The 17539-nt window shown below is 59.3% G+C and carries 15 protein-coding genes; 3 read left to right on the top strand and 12 right to left on the bottom strand.

Annotated elements, in window-relative coordinates:
• Position 1 precedes the first annotated feature (1 nt).
• Positions 2-940, bottom strand: coding sequence for an alkaline phosphatase family protein (locus tag AUR65_RS08920; RefSeq protein WP_199180579.1), 939 nt, complete (start codon positions 938-940; stop codon positions 2-4).
• Between the two features lie 88 nt (positions 941-1028).
• Positions 1029-2273, bottom strand: coding sequence for a glycosyltransferase family 2 protein (locus AUR65_RS08915; RefSeq protein ID WP_058566502.1), 1245 nt, complete (start codon positions 2271-2273; stop codon positions 1029-1031).
• A gap of 210 nt (positions 2274-2483) precedes the next feature.
• On the opposite strand from AUR65_RS08915, the gene AUR65_RS08910 reads away from it, so the two are divergent.
• The gene (locus tag AUR65_RS08910; protein WP_058566501.1) at positions 2484-3020 is read left to right on the top strand and encodes a metal-dependent hydrolase; all 537 of its coding nucleotides are present in this window, start codon (positions 2484-2486) and stop codon (positions 3018-3020) included.
• A 385-nt stretch (positions 3021-3405) separates the two neighbouring features.
• Complete coding sequence (locus tag AUR65_RS20595; RefSeq protein WP_008096085.1) at positions 3406-3561, top strand: DUF7837 family putative zinc-binding protein; 156 nt, start codon at positions 3406-3408, stop codon at positions 3559-3561.
• A gap of 113 nt (positions 3562-3674) precedes the next feature.
• Here AUR65_RS20595 and AUR65_RS08905 read toward each other — a convergent pair whose 3' ends face one another.
• Positions 3675-4112, bottom strand: coding sequence for a type IV pilin (locus AUR65_RS08905; RefSeq protein WP_058566628.1), 438 nt, complete (start codon positions 4110-4112; stop codon positions 3675-3677).
• 289 nt (positions 4113-4401) lie between these two features.
• Between AUR65_RS08905 and AUR65_RS08900 the strand changes: the two genes are divergently transcribed.
• Complete coding sequence (locus tag AUR65_RS08900; RefSeq protein ID WP_058566500.1) at positions 4402-5181, top strand: hypothetical protein; 780 nt, start codon at positions 4402-4404, stop codon at positions 5179-5181.
• A gap of 199 nt (positions 5182-5380) precedes the next feature.
• Here AUR65_RS08900 and AUR65_RS08895 read toward each other — a convergent pair whose 3' ends face one another.
• The 9 genes from AUR65_RS08895 to AUR65_RS08860 all read right to left on the bottom strand — a co-directional run bounded on the left by AUR65_RS08895 (position 5381) and on the right by AUR65_RS08860 (position 17535).
• Positions 5381-6709: a hypothetical protein gene (locus AUR65_RS08895; RefSeq protein ID WP_058566499.1), complete on the bottom strand. Its 1329-nt coding sequence runs from the start codon at positions 6707-6709 to the stop codon at positions 5381-5383.
• Positions 6709-9873 carry a glycosyltransferase gene (locus AUR65_RS08890; RefSeq protein WP_058566498.1) on the bottom strand — a complete coding sequence of 1055 codons (3165 nt, stop codon included), beginning with the start codon at positions 9871-9873 and terminating at the stop codon, positions 6709-6711. The genes AUR65_RS08895 and AUR65_RS08890 overlap by 1 nt, the downstream gene beginning before the upstream one ends.
• Complete coding sequence (locus AUR65_RS08885) at positions 9870-10799, bottom strand: NAD-dependent epimerase/dehydratase family protein (RefSeq protein ID WP_058566497.1); 930 nt, start codon at positions 10797-10799, stop codon at positions 9870-9872. Before AUR65_RS08885 ends, AUR65_RS08890 begins: the two co-directional genes overlap by 4 nt.
• 6 nt (positions 10800-10805) lie before the next feature.
• Positions 10806-11957, bottom strand: coding sequence for a glycosyltransferase (locus tag AUR65_RS08880; protein WP_158250825.1), 1152 nt, complete (start codon positions 11955-11957; stop codon positions 10806-10808).
• Between the two features lie 807 nt (positions 11958-12764).
• On the bottom strand, positions 12765-12911 hold the full coding sequence (locus AUR65_RS19940; protein ID WP_199180578.1) for a hypothetical protein: 147 nt from the start codon (positions 12909-12911) through the stop codon (positions 12765-12767).
• Positions 12912-13127: 216 nt separating this feature from the next.
• The gene (dgoD, locus tag AUR65_RS08875; RefSeq protein ID WP_058566494.1) at positions 13128-14279 is read right to left on the bottom strand and encodes a galactonate dehydratase; all 1152 of its coding nucleotides are present in this window, start codon (positions 14277-14279) and stop codon (positions 13128-13130) included.
• Between the two features lie 115 nt (positions 14280-14394).
• Positions 14395-15564 carry an ABC transporter ATP-binding protein gene (locus AUR65_RS08870; protein ID WP_058566493.1) on the bottom strand — a complete coding sequence of 390 codons (1170 nt, stop codon included), beginning with the start codon at positions 15562-15564 and terminating at the stop codon, positions 14395-14397.
• A gap of 133 nt (positions 15565-15697) precedes the next feature.
• The gene (locus tag AUR65_RS08865; protein WP_058566492.1) at positions 15698-16600 is read right to left on the bottom strand and encodes a carbohydrate ABC transporter permease; all 903 of its coding nucleotides are present in this window, start codon (positions 16598-16600) and stop codon (positions 15698-15700) included.
• Entirely contained in the window at positions 16600-17535 is a 936-nt protein-coding gene (locus tag AUR65_RS08860; RefSeq protein ID WP_058566491.1) for a carbohydrate ABC transporter permease, read from the bottom strand. The genes AUR65_RS08865 and AUR65_RS08860 overlap by 1 nt, the downstream gene beginning before the upstream one ends.
• Positions 17536-17539: the final 4 nt, after the last annotated feature.

The following is a 17539-nucleotide window of genomic DNA, read 5'->3' as shown; positions in this document are numbered from 1 at the left end:
TCTACAGATATCCCAAGTCTCGAAGTCTGGTCTTAGTATCAACATTAATGTCTTCGGTTGATAGTTCGGGTTCCATTTGGTGGGTGTCTTCAGCTGACGTGGTCACCCATGGGACCCGTTTCAATGCAGGGTGAGGACATGCAGCAATATGGGAATACAGTCCACACTCCCCAAATAACTCGCCATGGTCCGAGGAAATCACCACTTCATCAGCGTCAATATTCGCAAGCAGATTCTCTACTGAATGCAATACTAGTCTTAGGTTATTAAGATATGCCTCCCATACCTCTTCACGCGACGTAGAACCGTTTCTAAGCGACTCAAACGGGGAATTATGCATCTTCGGTAATTTGTTTCCATCTCTCTCATGCAGGTACGGCGCGTGTGGTTGCATATAATGAACAACCATCCGTTCAGTATTCGTTTCTCTCCCCGTCTTTATTGCGGCATTTGTCACATCATCTGGTAAGGCAACTGTTCCGCAGTCGCCGCCTCGATCCTCATATACTGTGACATACTCGCCAAAGTCTTCCTTCGAAGGTAGAGGTCGATCTAATGCATTATTGATTACTGAACTGTTATGCCAAATCGAATGGCGAGTCATCGTCCAGTATGACCAGTTTGGCTGTCCCTCGAAGAGTGGTTCAACCCACCCGTTTCCACTAACTAGAGCAGTCTCTCCAATCTCTGGACGGTTGCCCTGAAAGGTATTAGCGTACCACTCTTTTGATGTAGATCCAACGGACCAAATAGAATTAATATCATCAAGAAAATTAAATTCAGGCGAAACTTCTTTTAGCGCATCTACACGGCACGCATCAAGAATAATGAGTAGGTCCCATTCCTTATCAAATACATTTGTTCCTATGTCAATATGCTTTTCAGCCCACAGCATCGGGAACATATAGCTGCCGTACAAGGTTTCCAAAGCAGACTTCATAGGCGAGTATCTCAGTATAGCTGTAAAATAATTACGTTGACGCTACAAATGGAACAAGTAGTCACCTGGGATTCATCAAAAAATTTAATTACTCGGCGAGCGACCCCAACAGGAACGACCCGAACACCATCTGGAGGCCAATGACCACAGCCACGGTGGCCACGACGTCGGCAACGGCAATCGGGAGCGCACTAAACCCGCTCGTCACCCACGTAAAGGCCAGGAAGCCACCGTAGGCGAGTCCGGTGAGGAACACGAGCGAACCAATCGTCGCCCCTCTTTCAAGCGAGATATGCTCCGTGAACCAGGTCGTGAACGGATCCGACGCACCACGAACCGGATCCGAAGACACCGTCGAGAAGGCTCCGAACAGCATCAACTGGAAGCCGGCCAGCGTCAACAAGCCGCCACCAATCCCGGTGTGAATGCCGAACTGGGCACCACCGATCTCGACGCCGGTCCACGCTAACAGAAGCGCCAGCACACCAACCATGGACAGCCCAAACCCAGGCGCGGAGAACAGGTAGCCGGGCGCATTCACGAGCATAAACCGAACGTGTCGCCAGCCATCGGGGAAGCTCTCGAGGTTCGCCTCACCCTCACGGGGATGATAGGTAATCGGCTTCTCCTCGATCTCCAAATCCTTCGCGCCGGCCTCCATAATCATCTCGCTGGCGAACTCCATGCCCGTCGACGAACACTCCATGGTCTCCCAGGCATCACGCGTGAACACGCGCATTCCCGAGTGCGCGTCACTCACGCCAGCGCCGTAGAAGACGTTCAGGAATTTCGTCAACAACGGATTCCCGACGTGTTCGTGCAGGGGCGGCATCGACCCCGGCAAGATCTCACCTTCAAGCCGCGAGCCCATGGCCATATCTGCATCACCGGAGCGAACCATGTTCAACAACTTGGGAAGCTCCTTGAAGTCGTAGGTGCAGTCGGCGTCGCCCATGGCGATGTACTGGCCGCGGACGCGCTCGAAGGCGTACAGGTAGGCGTAGCCGTAGCCCTTGCCGTCGGGTTCGATGACGACGGCACCGTTCTCTGCCGCAATCTCGGGCGTGCGGTCGTCCGAACTGTCGGCGACGACGACCTCGCCGTAGATCTGCATGTCCTCGAGGGCGGCTTTGACCCACTCGATACACTGGGCGATGCCACCTTCTTCGTTGAGGGTGGGCATCACGACCGAAAGCGTGGGCGTGATGTCGCTGTCTGCGGACAGCAGCAACTCCTCACCGCTTAGTCTGACGTCCGATGCTGACGTACCGCTCTTGCCGTTGCTCAGCTGTTTCGTACGCTGAGCGTCGTTGTGTGCGCTTGACGTTCCCATAGAGATTGACCACCTGTTGTGAGCACCGTCGAGACTGGATTGCAGTAGCCGGTGGACCCCACGAACGGTTTCTATCTGGTAGAGTCGGACACGTCAGTAAAGAGTTTATCGTCTGAGCACTCTTCCAAGACAGAATATAATATTGATAATATATATGCGAAAACAATTTCGATGAATGAGTTTATGCGGGGGACGAACCTGTGTCGATGTGTGTATCCACTCGGTCACCTCGCGCTCGGCTATCTCGCCGTCGTGGCTCTCGCTCGCGTGCGTGACTGGGAATTTCGCTACCCCCACGGCTTGACCCTCGCCCTCCTCGCGGTCGGGACGCAACTCCCGGATCTCATCGACAAGCCGCTGGCCTACGCGGGCGTGCTCCCGAACGGCCGGTCGCTCGCGCACTCACTCCTGATACTCACCCCGGTCGTCTTCCTCGGCGGCCGGTATCTCACACACAAGGGCTACGGCACCGAAGCGCGCGTTCTCGCGGTCGCCATCGGGTCGCACATCGTCGGCGACTCGTACCTCCTCGTCTTTCGGCAGGAGTGGCGCGAACTCGGCTTTCTGTTGTGGCCCGTCGTGCCCGGCCTTCAGTACCCCGGCGACAATGTCGCCCCGTGGGTTCGGATTCTCAACGCCGGCTTCGACAGCCCGCAACTGCAGTTTCAGTATCTGCTCTTCGCCGGTGCCGTGGCCATCTGGCTCGTGAGCGTCTATCGACGACGGCAGCGTCGAGCGGCGACGTGACACTCTGGTGGTGTAACGTACATATGGGTGTTTCACAAGCTGACGAAAGTAGTTAGAATACCAACTGTTTTGTGCCATGCTAACATACATGATTGTTGGGGTGGGACGAGTTGTCAGCTCGGCACCCAACATCGAACGACGACTGCGTACCCGAGTGGGCACCCACATCGGCCGGTGGGTTACTGACTCGGGGACGGTCACAACCGGATTGGTCTCCGCGATCTCCGCTGAGAGTTGGTCTGGCGTGTGTCGTCGACGACTGTAGTGCAGTTGGCGTCGCCTCCGTGTGAACACGGAGTGGCGCAACCCCAATGGATATGGTTGTGTTTGCCGTAGTCGCGCCTGGGAGCACACGTGCGAGCACACGCTCCCTGCCATCCCCTCTATGATCGACGAGTCAACGACGATTGGCCGTTGTCCGGACTGCGAGACGGAACTCCACGAGTACCACGTGTTAATCGAGTTCGAGACGGAAGACGACGAGACTGGGGTGTTTGCGGACTGTCCCGAGTGTGATGACGTCGTTCGGCTGAATCGGTGACGCTCGCCTGTTTGGTTGTGCGGTGTCTACGAGACTAGTGACTGGGACTACGCGCTACGACACGGTGAGTTCTCTCTGAGTCTGATGCGCTCGCGAAAAATCTGAAAGGTTGTTTAGCCGTTGTACGTCCAGGTCTGCAGGGTCGCAGAGTTGGATCCGGATTCAGAGGTCCAGACGATACGGATGGTGTCGCCCGAGGAGACCGAGAGGCTATCGCCACTACCGAACGTCGTGGAGTCACCCGCGTCGACGTTGTCGTCAGACCCAGTATCGGCATCTGGCCACACATCGTCAAGGCCGCCACCAATAATCGTCAGGCGAGCTGGGTCGATGGCCTCACCGCTTTCGTGGGTGATGACGAGCTGTGGCGTTGTATCATCGTAGTCGAAACTGAAACTCGCTTGCGGCGCAGTATCGCCGACTTGGTCACCGAGACCGAGGACGAACGTCCCGATGACGGCCGCGAGGATGACGGTAATTGCGACCATCAGAATCACGCCGATAACCGGCGAAACAGCGGAGTCGTCTTTGAAGAGGTGTGTAAGTTGCATTGTGTATCTCCTGGCCCGAACAGACGGCTGTCGACGTGTCGTCGACGCGTGTCGCAAAGCAGCGAACAGATGAATCACCTGCTGCGTGTACGCGACCCCTGCGGGCTTACAACCAAACATATGTTGGGCATGCTAATAAATATAGATTGAGTGACTGTCACATAGCACGGAGTATCCGAACATGTTGTCAATCGATTGCAACCACGCCCTCGAACAACAGTCGTCGTGGTTTACATCCTGAATGTCTTGAACCGCGATAGTTATATTTGGATAACACGTTCTAAGCGTCATGCCGCTTGCGACGGAGCCAGTAGTCGCGCGGACGTATGCGACGCCGGTCGATGACCCGTGGGAGTACGTCCTGCAGTATCGCGAGACGATGGACTACGTCGCAGCCAACCCCGATAAGGGGTCGACCGCGGTCGGCACCGCGCTCGACCTCCCGCGGAGTCGCGTTCGCGAGTGGATGGACGGAAGCGTCCCGGACGTGGTCCGTGGTCTGAACACGGCCATCGATAACGGCTGGGTCCCCGACACACTCCGCCAGCCAGCGGCCCGCGCGCTCAACCGCCTCGTCGCCGCGGTGTTCGCAACGGGGAGCATCGCCCTCGAGAACTACCGGCCGTCGTTCGTCGTCGACGAGGCAACCCGCGACGCCGTCGTCGACGCGCTCACGACACTCGGCGCGGGCCACCGGACGATTCACACCGACGACGAGCGACGCGCGACCGAACTCGTCCCGCGACGCGACGCCGCGGTACTGGGTCGCGTACTCACCGCGGCCGGTGCGCCAGTCGGCCCGAAAGCCCAACTGGAGGCGCTTTCGCTTCCCACGTACCTCGACGACGCACCGCTGTCGATACAGGTCGATTTTGTCGAAATCTACGTCGACAGTCGCGGGACGGAACTCGACGGGAAGGCGACGACGCCGCTGCTCGAACAGCGAAACGAGGCATTCCGGCGCGACCTTGCGGCGCTCGTCTCGCGGGTGACCGACGAACCCGTCTCGGTCGGCGCGAACGGTGTGTATCTGTCGGCGACGGCCGCGCGCCGACTCGGCGTGCGGTGACCCCGAACTGCCAGACTCCGCGAGAGTGAATATCGACGCGGTATGCCGTCTCAATCTGCTTCGAGTCCGTGAGTCCCGCGCAGAAAGACGAAGCGCCGACTGAGTCGGTGTCCGAGTCTCGGCTGCAACCCCCAAGCCCCTCCGCGTGATATCTCCCCTCGAGAGGAAGTGCGACCCGCCCAGCAACCGAACGCGAACGTCAGCCCAAATATTCGTAGAACATCAGCGTGGAATGGACAAGTGCGATTTGGATTGCGGTGATCACGATTAGAACCGCGCCGCGGAGGCTCATCCAGTCCGTCTCGCTCTCCGAAAGATGCAACAGGACCGATGCGGCGAGGGTACTGGACCCAAGTAGTGCGAACGGAAGGATCCGATACGGTACGCGGAAGTACCCGACAAGTGGCCAGTAGGTGTGGAACAGCGAGTACGGTGCCCACGGCGAAAACGGCCCCCAGGCGATGAGGACACAGATGCCGAACAGGAAGGCAAACGGTGCTAACTGCCGGAACCGCCGCCGAGAGACGGTATACAGCGTGACCACACCGCCAACGATCAACAGGAGTCGGAAGGTGAACTGAAGCGGTGCGTCCGCAGCGAAGAACTCGCCGATAACGTTCTGGACCTGATACCACACGTAGTTGTCTGCTTGGAGTGTGGTCTGGCTAGTCGTCCCCGCTTGGATAAGCCGAAATCGCGCGTAGAGATACGGCGAGGTCACGATTGCGGCGAGGAGCGTCGACGCGCCAAAGCCTTTCCAGAACAGCGCCGACCGGAACCCAGTCTCCCCGTACAATAGCCGCAGAAGCACGTACAGCGGAAGGACGAAACTCAGATACACGGCGTATTGCATCGATGAGAGGACCTGAATCACGAAGGCGAGACTCAGCAACACGACGCTCTTCCCGACGAAGTCGGTCGCTGCGTGTACGCGCATCCGTTCGACGCTAAACAGAATCAGCGGAATCCACTGCACCTGCCATTGGTTCGTGTGGCCCATTACGTAGGCGTTGAACAGGTAGAACGACGACATGTAGAGGACACCAGCGAGCAGGGCGACCTCTCGGTCGTCGAGCACCGCCCGGACGAAGAGATACGTGAACACGCCAGCGAGGAACATCGAGACGACAAAATACAGATTGTGAAAGAGTATCGTCGAGATGGGGAAGACCAGCGTCGTGACCATCCCTGCGATGATGTACGTCGGCGGAATCGTGTAGTCCGAGAGGATGATGATCTGGCCGTTGCCGGCGAGCAGTCGGTCGATACCCCCCTCGATGGCCGCCATTGCACCGAGGTGGTCGATGTATTCTCCACCTTTCGCTGGATGCTGGATCGTCCACGCACCGTCGTGAAAGAACGAATACGTCGCCGGGGCAGTCAGATGAATCCGGTCTGGAACGGCCAGAAGGGGGAACGTCAACAGCGCGGTAACCGTCGCGAAAAACACGAGGTCGGTCACAGCGGTGGGGGGCCGAACCACGTAGTCCGTAGAGACACGCTGTATGACCCGGTCAGCAACGCCCATTAGTGGTCACCACCCGCGATCGGGGCGACTAGTCCGAGCGGCCGACGCTCCGTGTTCTGGCGTTCGGTCAGGGACACGGCCTGAGCTGGCTCGCTTGCAGTCGACGCCGGCGACGATGCGGCGTCTGCGTCGTCAGTCTGTGACTCCGCGCAGGCGTGGCTGACCGCACGCGAATCCTGACCACCAGTTGCCGCTCGGTCCGCGGACTCGTATCGATAGACGTTGACCGTCGTGCCGTCCATGAGCGTCAGTTGTGTGTGAGTCTGATTGAGCGACTGGAGGACACGGCTGTCTGTGGTCCACGCGGTGAGTTGGTCGCCGACATCGCCCGCAGCGAACATGACTACCCACACGGTATCGTGCTCCGCAACCGCCGCTTCCATCTCGGTTACGTCCTGTGCAGTCAGGCGGTCAGGCGGCGGTAGTGAGAGCGAGTTGACCGTGCTGAAGACATCGTAGTAGCTGAGCGGGGTCTGCTCGACATCGGCTCCCCAAAACGTCTGGACGATGACAAGGTCACCAGTTGTCGTCTCCGAGTCGAGGCAGGCCATCGCTCCATCGATGTTCTCGACAGTCGTGTTGTTGTAGTGGTCGCTAAGCATCACACCCGAGGCAACGACGAGCACCGCGACGACGAGGGCCGCGGCCGTATTCGTCTCGATGTTATCGATCCCTTTCCCGACGAGGATGAACAGTCCAATGCTTGCCGGGGCAGCGTACCGGTAGAAGAACATCGGGACGAATACGTACGAGAGGATGAACGGCACGACGATCGGAACGAGCACCAAGAGCGCCAACTGCCCGGCGCTATCGAGGTCCGTCAGTTCGAATCCGTCGACGGAATCGTATCGGACGACTGCAGTAAAGACGAGCAAGGCGTAGATGAAGACCGTGACGATGGCGACGGGAACCGACAGTCCAGTCCCGTCGACGAGTGGATACTGTCGGGCAACACCAGCGAACTGCCGCACCAACTCAACGATGTTGTAGAGCGAGGGTGGCTGCAGCCACGCAATCAGCGCCTGTGCCCCGTCGGATGAGACAATCGCTGAGAGATAGAATGCCACGACGGGGATGGTACACAAGCCGATCAGGAACTGTGCGCGACCCCAGCGCCGCAAGTCGAGACCGGTCCGGTCATTCGAAAAGAGCACGTAGATGTTCTGTGCGAGAATCACGAAGACTGCCCAGAGATGGGTGTAAATGAGGAGCGCAGTTGCCGGACCGTAGATGAGACTCCCCCGGTGTGGGCTGGATTTCATGACCACAAACCCGTACCACGAGACCGCGGTCAGAAACGCGACGAGCGTATACATCCGCGCATTCTGTGCGTAGTGGACGTGGTAGACGGACAGCGCCGTCACGAGCGCTGCGGCGAGCCCTGTTCGGTCGTTGTACAGCTCAACCCCGAGGAGGTAGACTGCAACGACAGTTGCGACCGAAAACACCACCGACAGCGACCGAACGCTGAGTTGTGACTGGCCGAAGAAGTCCATCCAATAATGCAAGAGAAGATAGTGGAGCGGCGGGTGCGTGTCGTGAGTCACGAACAAGAGCTCCGCGATCGGGGCGCTCGCACGACCGATGGAGTAGAGTTCGTCGTTGAACAGACTCCATGCGGTGATATTGTAGAGTCGTACTGCAAGTGCGACCCCCACAACCACGCCAAGCGCAGCAATGTTGGTCCGACGAGAGAGTGTCCAACGATGCTGCGATCGCTGGTCGGTCACTTCGCTCGTGTCGGCCGCGGCCGCGGTCGTGTTGCGTCCAGCGTGCGCCGTCTTCACCCAATGGAATTCACCTCGGTACGTCCGAGCGAACGCGCGGATGTCTGCGAGCCAATGGAGTACCCAGTAAAATGGGATCGTGGCGATAACGACCATCGCTCGTCTGAATCGGGTTCGACGGGGATGCTTCGACGTCACCCAATAGCCGATGCCGTATTCCACCATCGTCAGCCCGAGAAAGCCCAGTCCGACCAAAAGCAGGGATGTCGGCAGGGAGTGCCACGTATAGCCACCTAAGTTCGCCGCGAGGAGGATCGTGAACAGAGCGAGGATGTTGACGACGCCCAGGTGTGGAATCGCCGACTGCGTGTACAGATGGACTCGCTCACGGGCTGTGTCGGGCGGGTAGCGCAGGTAATGTAACAGCGTGTAGATCTTTCCTTTTTGCCACCGCGTCCGTTGGCCCATCCACGAACTCAGCGTCAGCGGTGACTCTTCGTCCGTCACCGGATCGGAGAGATACCCGGGGGTAAAGCCGTTCTGCCAGAGGAACAACCCCAATTCGAAGTCTTCGGTGACGTTCTCTGGGTCCCACGGCCGTGCGCCAACAAGGTCGTGTTCCGTCGCCCACGCGTAGTCCGTGTCACTCCATGGGTCGTCGTAGCGCTCACGACGAGCGTCACTAATCTGCGCCAGTACTGACCGGCGGAACAGACAGGTTGTGCCTCCCATCGGAATCGGGTAGTTCGCTCCGAAAAAACGTGGGAAAATGACTCGATACCAGTAGCCGTATTCCGCACGGAAGAACGTATTGAGCCACCCATCGTCCTCGTTCACCATATCGAGGCGTCCCTGCAGGAAATCCACGTCGGCATCACGGAAACGCGCACTCGCGTCCGTGAAGATGTCGGGGTGGAATACGTTCTCTGCGTCGATGACTGCGACGACGTCGCTGTCTGTTTTCTCAAAGCCGTAATTGAGTGCTCGCGGCTTGTTCTGGTCACCCGGATAGCGTTCCGGTACACAGAGTTCGGTGAACTCGTACTGCTGTGCAAGCGTAGTGAGCGTCGCTCGTGTTTCGTCGTCGTCTGGTTCCGTGAGGATGACGAGGTTGATACGGGACTGTGGGTAGTCTGCCGCTCGAACAGATCGAATCGAGTTCTCAATGACGCTACTTTCTGCGTAGGCTGGCAGGAGTACGTCGAACTCAAGCGGTTCCTCGCGAGCGACGTCACTCCCACCGTCAGTCACTTTGCCGTCAGGCTGGAGTACACGCTCTGGTTGCGTCTCGGCCGACGTCGCGGGAATGACGACCCCATTGAGGACACGGGAGACAAGCGCTTTCACGAGCGGGTAGTGGAGATACAGATTCACCCACAGCCACGCCAGACTGAAGAGAACGCCCAGCAGGTTGAGGATAGCCCAGATCAGTCTCATGCATCGATCACCCCGTCGACACCACAGGCACGCTTGAGACTCGCTTCGAGCGAGACCTGTGGTTCCCACGCAAGTTCCTCGGACAGCTTCGTACAGTCAGCGATGCCGGTGTGGTTCCGTGCTGCGAGTGGGGTGGTGTGGGCGATGTACTGCGGTTCAGCCGTCACCTGCAGTTCAGTCGCAATCATTGAAACCAACTCGTTGAGCGAGACAGCTCGTCCAGAGCCGATGTTGTAGATGCCAGTTAGCTGGCTCGCTGCGATTCCGACGAGCCCGCGAACGACATCGTCGATGTGGATGAAATCCCGCTGTTCGGAGCCGTCTCCGTAGAGAATTGGTGGATATCCATGCGCAATCGCGTCCACTAACTGCGTGATTATATTCGGATATGTGATCCGACCGGTCTCGCTTCGGGGGGCTTCGGTATAGACAGAAAAGAGCCGAACCCCAGCGATGTTCAGCCCGTAATGGTCGGCAAAGTATCTCCCATAATGCTCACGAGCGAGCGATGCTGCTTGAAGCGCCGTCGTCGGATGAACCGAACTCGTTTCTGTGACTGGCTGTTCCTGCTGTACGTACAACGACCCAGTTGAGGGATACACGACGGTCGAACAGCCGTCTTCGAGTGCCTGTTCAACGACATTGACGAATCCTTCGACGGCGACCGACACACCGCGTCTTCGATCCTGTTCGTGGACGGTGTATGCTGAGAGATCAGCAAAATGGAACACGATATCGACGTCAGTTGGCAGGTCATCCTCGAGCGTACTCCGCTCGTAGAACGTCACACGATCCGGAACATTTGCGAGGATGCCAAACGAGCCGTCGTCGATTGCAACCACGTCGTTTTCGGCAGCGAGATGCGCCGCGACGTGCGAACCGATGAACCCTGCTGCACCAGTAACGAGAATCTGTTTGTCCTGCATCGCTGCTCACTCCACAACCTCAGCCGTGTGACTGTTGTTCGGACGCTGTTCTGTATCGCTGGGTGATCGAAACACCCGCGTGTCGCTCCCGAGGAAGTTGATTCCCGCTCCTGCGAGAATGGCGAACAGGTTTGCGAGCAACGCAGGTGTGTTCACTACCACGAACGCAGCGAGTGTGGCTGTGTAGACGAGAAATCCAGCGAGAGAGACGGAATGAAAGCCGAGGTACTGGCGAACCGTGCTGCCAGCTGGGCGGTCGTACGTCAGGATATAGTTGAGAGCGAAGTTCCAGTGAACAGCCGTCATAAACGCGACTGTCCCCGCAACGAGAAAGTGGGCACTAAGGACAGCAGTACACACTGCAAACACGAGCATATTGACGAGCGAACCAGTTGCACCAACCAGCCCGAACTCGGCACAGCGTACCGCCCGTTTCGGATCGATGCGGTCTGAAACCCCGCGTGAAACCAGACTGAGTTGACCGAGGTGCTCGAGAAAGTTCTGATACTCGCGCGCTGTCAGCTTGCTGTCTCCTCGTTCGCGCTCGGAGAACACGTAGGGAACTTCCGCGACGCGGTCGGCGTCGTAGTTGCCCTTTGCAAGCACTTCAAGCAGAATCTTGTATCCCTGTGGGTCCAACTCGAGGTCACGGATAACGTCCTGGCGAACAGCGAAGAACCCTGATAACGGGTCGGAGATGCCACGCGTTTCAGGGAGTGCAACGGCGGTACACATCGTTGCGCCTTTACTGACGAGTTTTCGCCAGAGCGGCCAGTTCTCGATGTGACCGCCGCGTACGTGACGACTCCCAATCGAGATATCAGCACCCGCTTCGAGCGCATCGACGAGTTCAGTAAGCTTTTCTGGAGGGTGTTGGCAGTCACCGTCGATAACGGCGATGTAGTCGTGGTGTGCGTTGTCGAATCCGTCGACAACAGATTGTGCGAGTCCCCTATCAGCGGTCTGGCGACGAATAACGCGGACACGCCGATCATTCCCAAAGAGGCGAGTCGGATAGAGCCACGTGTAGTCTTCTGAATCGTCATCGACGACAAGTATCTCCAGCGCTAACTGCGAGTCTGAAGCTGTTTTGAGACACCTGCCCAGTAGATGGCTGATATTGTCTCGTTCGTTGTAAGTGGGGACAACGACTGACACACCGTGTTGTCTCCTGCCGTGCGTTCGTTGTCGAAACGAGTTGGCAGTCATGGTGCCTTGTCAGTCATCCATACGCCAGTTAGTTATTGACTTATTGTCACTTGGATCTGGTTTTTAAGTACAGGTTTGTAGGATACACTTATCAGAGATACTATCGCCCGCCTTGATACCGGAATATCGACCGATAATGTCAATGGATAACACAAAATTAAGTCGGACAGTCAGATTGCAAACATGCTCTGTAGCAGTATCTCCGACTCCTTCCTCGTAAAGTGGATCTCGCGGCGCTCATCTCGGTCGGCGCGAACGGCGTGTATCTGTCGGCGACGGCCGCACGCCAACTCGGCGTGCGGTGAGTCTCCCGGTCGAATCCAGACTGTGGTGTCGACTACTCAAGACGCAATATATTCTCAATAATTGAGTAAATTATCTTGGCGGTAGTGAGTTCAACACAATCAACCACAGTAAAATAATAAAATGCGGAATTAATTCAATAGTTGGCTTTTTCACCGTAAGTTGTAGAACATTTATTCATTACGCGGAGAGAAGACGTCGACGACTCTCGATCGAAAATATGTCGAACAACAAATTATATTCAAATAACCACACAGAACACACATATTCTAATCGAACTGTCGATCCAGGTGAGTGCGCCGGGGTGACGCTTCCCCGGAGATTGTATGCAGACGATTATATTATCGTCTCCATACTGGTCGGCCGCGAACACGAACTGGGCGTCGCTATCAGGAGGTCCATCGCTCGGAGATTGTACTCCTCGAGAGGAGAGAACGGCGTCAATCGACGGTGCTAGTCCGACTGGTCGGTCACGCCGTCACACGCACAGAGTTGCAGCGCAGTCCGAAGGTGGAAGTCTTTCTCGTCGGGGTCGTTCGTTTCGAGGGCTTTGTGCAGGTGGACTTTCGTCTGCTCGACGAACGATGACGGCTCACTCATCGCGCCAAGTACGAAGTTCACCAACAGGCGTTCGGCGGCCAAGCATCGTCCTGTCCACGTGCGGTTCGGATTGTTGAAACATATCACTCATGTTGCCTAGCTAACCATATTCTCAAAAGTGTTTCTAGACGATTGCTGTCCCTATAGCCGTGTCTCAGTAGGTTTCGATACGAATGTAGACGGTCAGGTCCACGGACAGTCAGTCGACACGCCAGTTCACCACTCGGCGAGTCGGCCGTCGTCGTGGTGCCACACGGGGTTGTACCAGTTGACGTCGCCGCGCGAGCGCTCGCGGACGTACGCCTCGTCCACGTCGATACCCAGTCCCGGGCCGGTCGGTCGCTTGACGAAGCCGTCGTCGAAGTCGAACTGCTGGGGGTCGTCGAGATACGCGAGGCCGACGCTCTCGTCCGGGTCGTGGAGGCCGAGGTCCTGTTCCTGCATGACCGCGCTGTGGGAGGCGAAGCCGGCCTGGAGGTTCGCGGCGAAGGCGACCGGGCTCAACGGACAATGGGGGACGACCGACACGTCGAACGCCTCGGCCATCGTCATCACCTTCCGGAGTTCGGTGATGCCGCCGACGTGGGTGACGTCCGGCTGGAGGACCGACACCGACCCGTCGGTCAACAGCGGCTTGAAATCGTAGCGCGAGTAGAATCGCTCGCCGGTCGCGAGCGGGGTAGTCGTCCCCTCGGCGAGCGCGGCGAGCGCCTCGGAGTGTTCGGGGCGGACGGGTTGGTCGATGAACATCAGACCGTAGGGTTCGAGCGCCTCGACCAACCGCGACGCCATGGATTTCGAGACGCGCCCGTGGAAATCGACGCCGAGGTGGAGGTCGTCGCCAAGCGCCTCCCGAACGGCGGCGACCCGCTTGCGGGCGGTCTCGACGGCGGCCGGCGGCTCCAACGGGCCGAACTCGTTGGTCGCGTTCATCTTGAGCGCCGTGTACCCCTGGTCGCGCCGCTGAATCGCCTCTTTGGCGACTTCTTCCGGCGTCTCGCCGCCGACCCACTGGTGGACGGGCATCCGGTCGCGGACGTGGCCGCCGAGGAGTTCGTACACCGGTGCGTCGTAGTGCTTGCCTTTGATATCCCAGAGTGCGTGGTCGATGCCGGACAGCGCGCTCATGAGAACCGGGCCACCGCGATAGTACCCGCTTTGGTACAGTTTCCGCCAGTGGTACTCCGTGCGAAGCGGGTCTTCGCCCAGCAGGTACACCTCCACGAGTTCTTCGACCGCGGACCGGACCGTCCGGAGGCGACCCTGCACGATGGGCTCGCCCCAGCCGACGAGGCCGTCGCTCGTCTCCAGTTTGAGCAGCAGCCACCGCGGGGGCACCGCGAACAGTTCGTAATCCGTGATGTGCATGGTCGCACAATCCGGAGAAGATACTTCAATGGGAGGGGGGAGCGTCCAGTCGGCAACAGCGGGGGACGACAGCGGGGGCCGTGAGCTGAGTCGGTCGGAGTCGGCGCGAGCCCGTTCAGTCAGCCCCCGCGCTCGCGTTTTCGAGCGGCTGCGAGAGCGCGTGCTCTGCGTCGTCGGTGAGTTCTCGCTGGTGAATCGTCTCGCCGGTTTGGGTGTCGAACAGGTGGACGTCAGTCGCCGGAGCGTGCGCGTACAGTCGCTCGCCTTCGCTGATGGGTTGTTGCCCGTCGATTTCGACGACGAACGTCTCGTCGTGAGACGCCGCGACCGACCGGACGTACACGTACGAGACGCTGCCCATCGGTTCGACGACGTCGACGACGACCTCGAAGCCGTTGTCCGTGGGCGCTTCGGAGAGCGTGTAGTCCTCCGGGCGCGCGCCGAGGGTCACCGCGGTCCGGTCGCCGACGTTCCCCTGCATGCGTTCTGTGAGGGCGTACTCGAAGCCGTCGGCGACGAGCGTGCCGTCCGTGACCTGGCCCTCGAAGAAGTTCATCGACGGCGACCCGATGAACCCGGCGACGAACCGGTTTGCCGGGCGGTAGAAACACTCCAGCGGCGTGCCGACCTGCTGGAGTTCGCCGTAGTTGAGGACGACCAGCCGGTCGCCCATCGTCATCGCCTCGGTCTGGTCGTGGGTGACGTACAGCGTCGTCACGCCGAGGTCGCTCTGCAGGCGGTTGATTTCGGTGCGCATGGTCGTCCGGAGCTTCGCGTCGAGGTTCGACAGCGGCTCGTCCATCAAGAACACGTTCGGGTCGCGGACGATGGCACGGCCGAGGGCGACGCGCTGCTGTTGGCCACCGGAAAGTTCGCCGGGCGTGTTGTCCAACAGCGACTCGATACCCATCATCTCGGCCGTCTCGGTCACCGTCGCTTCGATTTCGTCGGCCGAGAGGTCGGTCGACATCTTGAGGCCGAACGACATGTTCTCCTCGACGGTCATGTTCGGGTACAGCGCGTAGTTCTGGAACACCATCGCGATGTCACGCGCCCGCGGGCCGAGCTGATTGACGATCTCGTCGCCGATGTACACGTCGCCGTCGGTCTGCGTTTCGAGGCCGGCGACCATCCGCATGAGCGTGGACTTCCCGCTCCCGGACGGGCCGACGAAGACGACGAACTCGCCGTCTTCGATGTCGAGCGATACGTCGTCGACGGCGACGACCGCGTCGCCACCGTCGCCGAACTCCTTCGTTACGTCGTCTAGCGTGATGCTGGCCATGAGTGTGTCTCCGTGGTCGTGGTGCGGCTGGTTGCCCCCGCCGCGCGGGTGTGGGTGTGAGTGTTGGTGTCGTTTGCGAGCGATGCGCGCCGCCGTGCCGACGGTCGTCGGCCGTGTGCTGGGTCCGTCAGTCTCATTCTTTGATCACCACGCCGAAGCTCAGCCCGGCGGCGAGGTACTTGTTCACCGCGATGAGGAAGACGACGACCGGGAGAATCATCGCCATCGAGGCCGCGGCGAGCATCCCCCACTCGATGGAGCGCGAGCCGATAAAGGAGTAGACGAACAGCGTCACCGGGACCGCCTCGAAGTTCGTCAGGACGAGTCCGAACAGGAGCTCGATCCACGCGAAGATGAAACTGATAATCGCGACCGAGAAGATGCCCGGTTTCGCCGCCGGGAGGACGACCTTGCGGAAGCCTTGGAACCGGGTCGCGCCGTCGACGCGGGCGGCCTCTTCGAGCGTCTCGGGGATGCCGTCGAAGAACGCCTTCATCACCCAGACGACGAGCGAGAGGTTGATGCTGACGTACATGAACACCATCCCGATTCGGGTGTCGAAGAGGTTGAGCGACCGGAAGATGACGAAAAACGGGATGACGACGGCGATAGGCGGGAGCATCCGCGAGGAGAGAATCCACACGAGCACGTCCCGCTCCATCGGGATGGCGTACCGCGAGAGCACGTACGCCGCGGGCACGCCGATGAGCAACACGAGCACGACCGACGCCGACACCATGACGACGCTGTTGGCGAACGCCGCGAGGAACGCGCCGTCCTGTGCGAGCCGGATGTAGTTGTACACCGTCGGCAGGAAGAGCCAGTCCGGCGGCAGCGCGTTGGCTTGCCCCGGCGGCTTCAGCGACATCGACGCCAACCAGTACAGGGGGAACAGCACGACGAACGACCACGCCAACAGGAGTCCGTGGCGGGCGACACTCACGAGCGTCTCGCGGGTGTCTTTGTCGAGGCGCTGGTCGCCGGTCGCGGGACCGGACGACTGGGACGTAGACTGCGACGGGTTCTGGGACGCCATCAGTCCCACACCCCCTCGAAGCCGACCTTGGCGATGACGATGTTCGCGATGGCGACGACGAAGACGAGATAGACGACCGCAATCGCGGCCGCCACGCCCGGCGAGTTGTTGATGAACATCTGTTCGTAGATGTTGATGCTCACGAGTTGGGTGGCCGTTCCCGGGCCGCCCTGCGTCAGGCCGTAGACGACGCCGAACGTCCGAAAGAGGTCGATGAGTCGGATGAGCGTGGCGACGAACACCACGGGCTTCATGTACGGGATGACGACGTGGAGGTAGCGACGCCACAGCGGCGCGCCGTCGACGCGTGACGCCTCGATGAGCGTGTCGGGCACCGACGAGAGGCCGGCGTAGAAGATGATGAACATGAACGGCGTCCAGTTCCACGTGTCGAGAAGCACCACCGTCAACAGCGGAATCTCAGAGAGGAACGCCGGGGCCGCGAAGGGCGTCGTCGCCTCGATGAGGTAGGGGATGACTCCGATTTCGCTGTTCAGCATGATGCGGCCGATGGTCGCGAGGGAGACGGGCGCGACGGCCATCGGGATGATAAACAGCACTCGGTAGAACGACTGCAGTCGCTCGGACTCCACGCCGGCGACGAGCGCGGCGAGGCCGAACCCGAGGACGGTTTCGAGGGCGAGCGCGCTGACGACGACGGTCACCGTGATGATAAACGAGTGCATCGCGCCGCCGCGACCGAACGCCGTCGCGTAGTTGTTTAGGCCGACGAACTCGGCCGCGAAGACGTCGAACGTGGGCTCCTCGATGACGCTGAGGTAGAGGTCGTACGCGCCGGGGAAGAAGGTGATAAGCACCATCACCAGCACCATCGGCGCGATGAACCAGTACGGGAGGTAGTCGTTCCACAGCGCCCGCAGCCTGGCGACCCCCGTCTCGCTCGTCGTCGTTTCGGTCTGTGTTTGCGTGCTCATGGCG

The organism is Haloferax marisrubri, assembly GCF_001469875.2.
GTDB lineage: Archaea > Halobacteriota > Halobacteria > Halobacteriales > Haloferacaceae > Haloferax > Haloferax marisrubri.
The sequence above is the reverse complement of the archived record's forward strand: the minus strand, read 5'-3'. Positions and strand labels throughout refer to the sequence as shown.

Bases quoted from the DNA above. Each gene is read 5' to 3' on its own strand.
- AUR65_RS08920 (WP_199180579.1), bottom strand. From the start codon at position 940: ATGAAGTCTGCTTTGGAAACCTTGTACGGCAGCTATATGTTCCCGATG.
- AUR65_RS08915 (WP_058566502.1), bottom strand. From the start codon at position 2,273: ATGGGAACGTCAAGCGCACACAACGACGCTCAGCGTACGAAACAGCTG.
- AUR65_RS20595 (WP_008096085.1), top strand. From the start codon at position 3,406: ATGATCGACGAGTCAACGACGATTGGCCGTTGTCCGGACTGCGAGACG.
- AUR65_RS08905 (WP_058566628.1), bottom strand. From the start codon at position 4,112: ATGCAACTTACACACCTCTTCAAAGACGACTCCGCTGTTTCGCCGGTT.
- AUR65_RS08900 (WP_058566500.1), top strand. From the start codon at position 4,402: ATGCCGCTTGCGACGGAGCCAGTAGTCGCGCGGACGTATGCGACGCCG.
- AUR65_RS08895 (WP_058566499.1), bottom strand. From the start codon at position 6,709: ATGGGCGTTGCTGACCGGGTCATACAGCGTGTCTCTACGGACTACGTG.
- AUR65_RS08890 (WP_058566498.1), bottom strand. From the start codon at position 9,873: ATGAGACTGATCTGGGCTATCCTCAACCTGCTGGGCGTTCTCTTCAGT.
- AUR65_RS08885 (WP_058566497.1), bottom strand. From the start codon at position 10,799: ATGCAGGACAAACAGATTCTCGTTACTGGTGCAGCAGGGTTCATCGGT.
- AUR65_RS19940 (WP_199180578.1), bottom strand. From the start codon at position 12,911: ATGAGTGAGCCGTCATCGTTCGTCGAGCAGACGAAAGTCCACCTGCAC.
- dgoD (WP_058566494.1), bottom strand. From the start codon at position 14,279: ATGCACATCACGGATTACGAACTGTTCGCGGTGCCCCCGCGGTGGCTG.
- AUR65_RS08870 (WP_058566493.1), bottom strand. From the start codon at position 15,564: ATGGCCAGCATCACGCTAGACGACGTAACGAAGGAGTTCGGCGACGGT.
- AUR65_RS08865 (WP_058566492.1), bottom strand. From the start codon at position 16,600: ATGGCGTCCCAGAACCCGTCGCAGTCTACGTCCCAGTCGTCCGGTCCC.
- AUR65_RS08860 (WP_058566491.1), bottom strand. From the start codon at position 17,535: ATGAGCACGCAAACACAGACCGAAACGACGACGAGCGAGACGGGGGTC.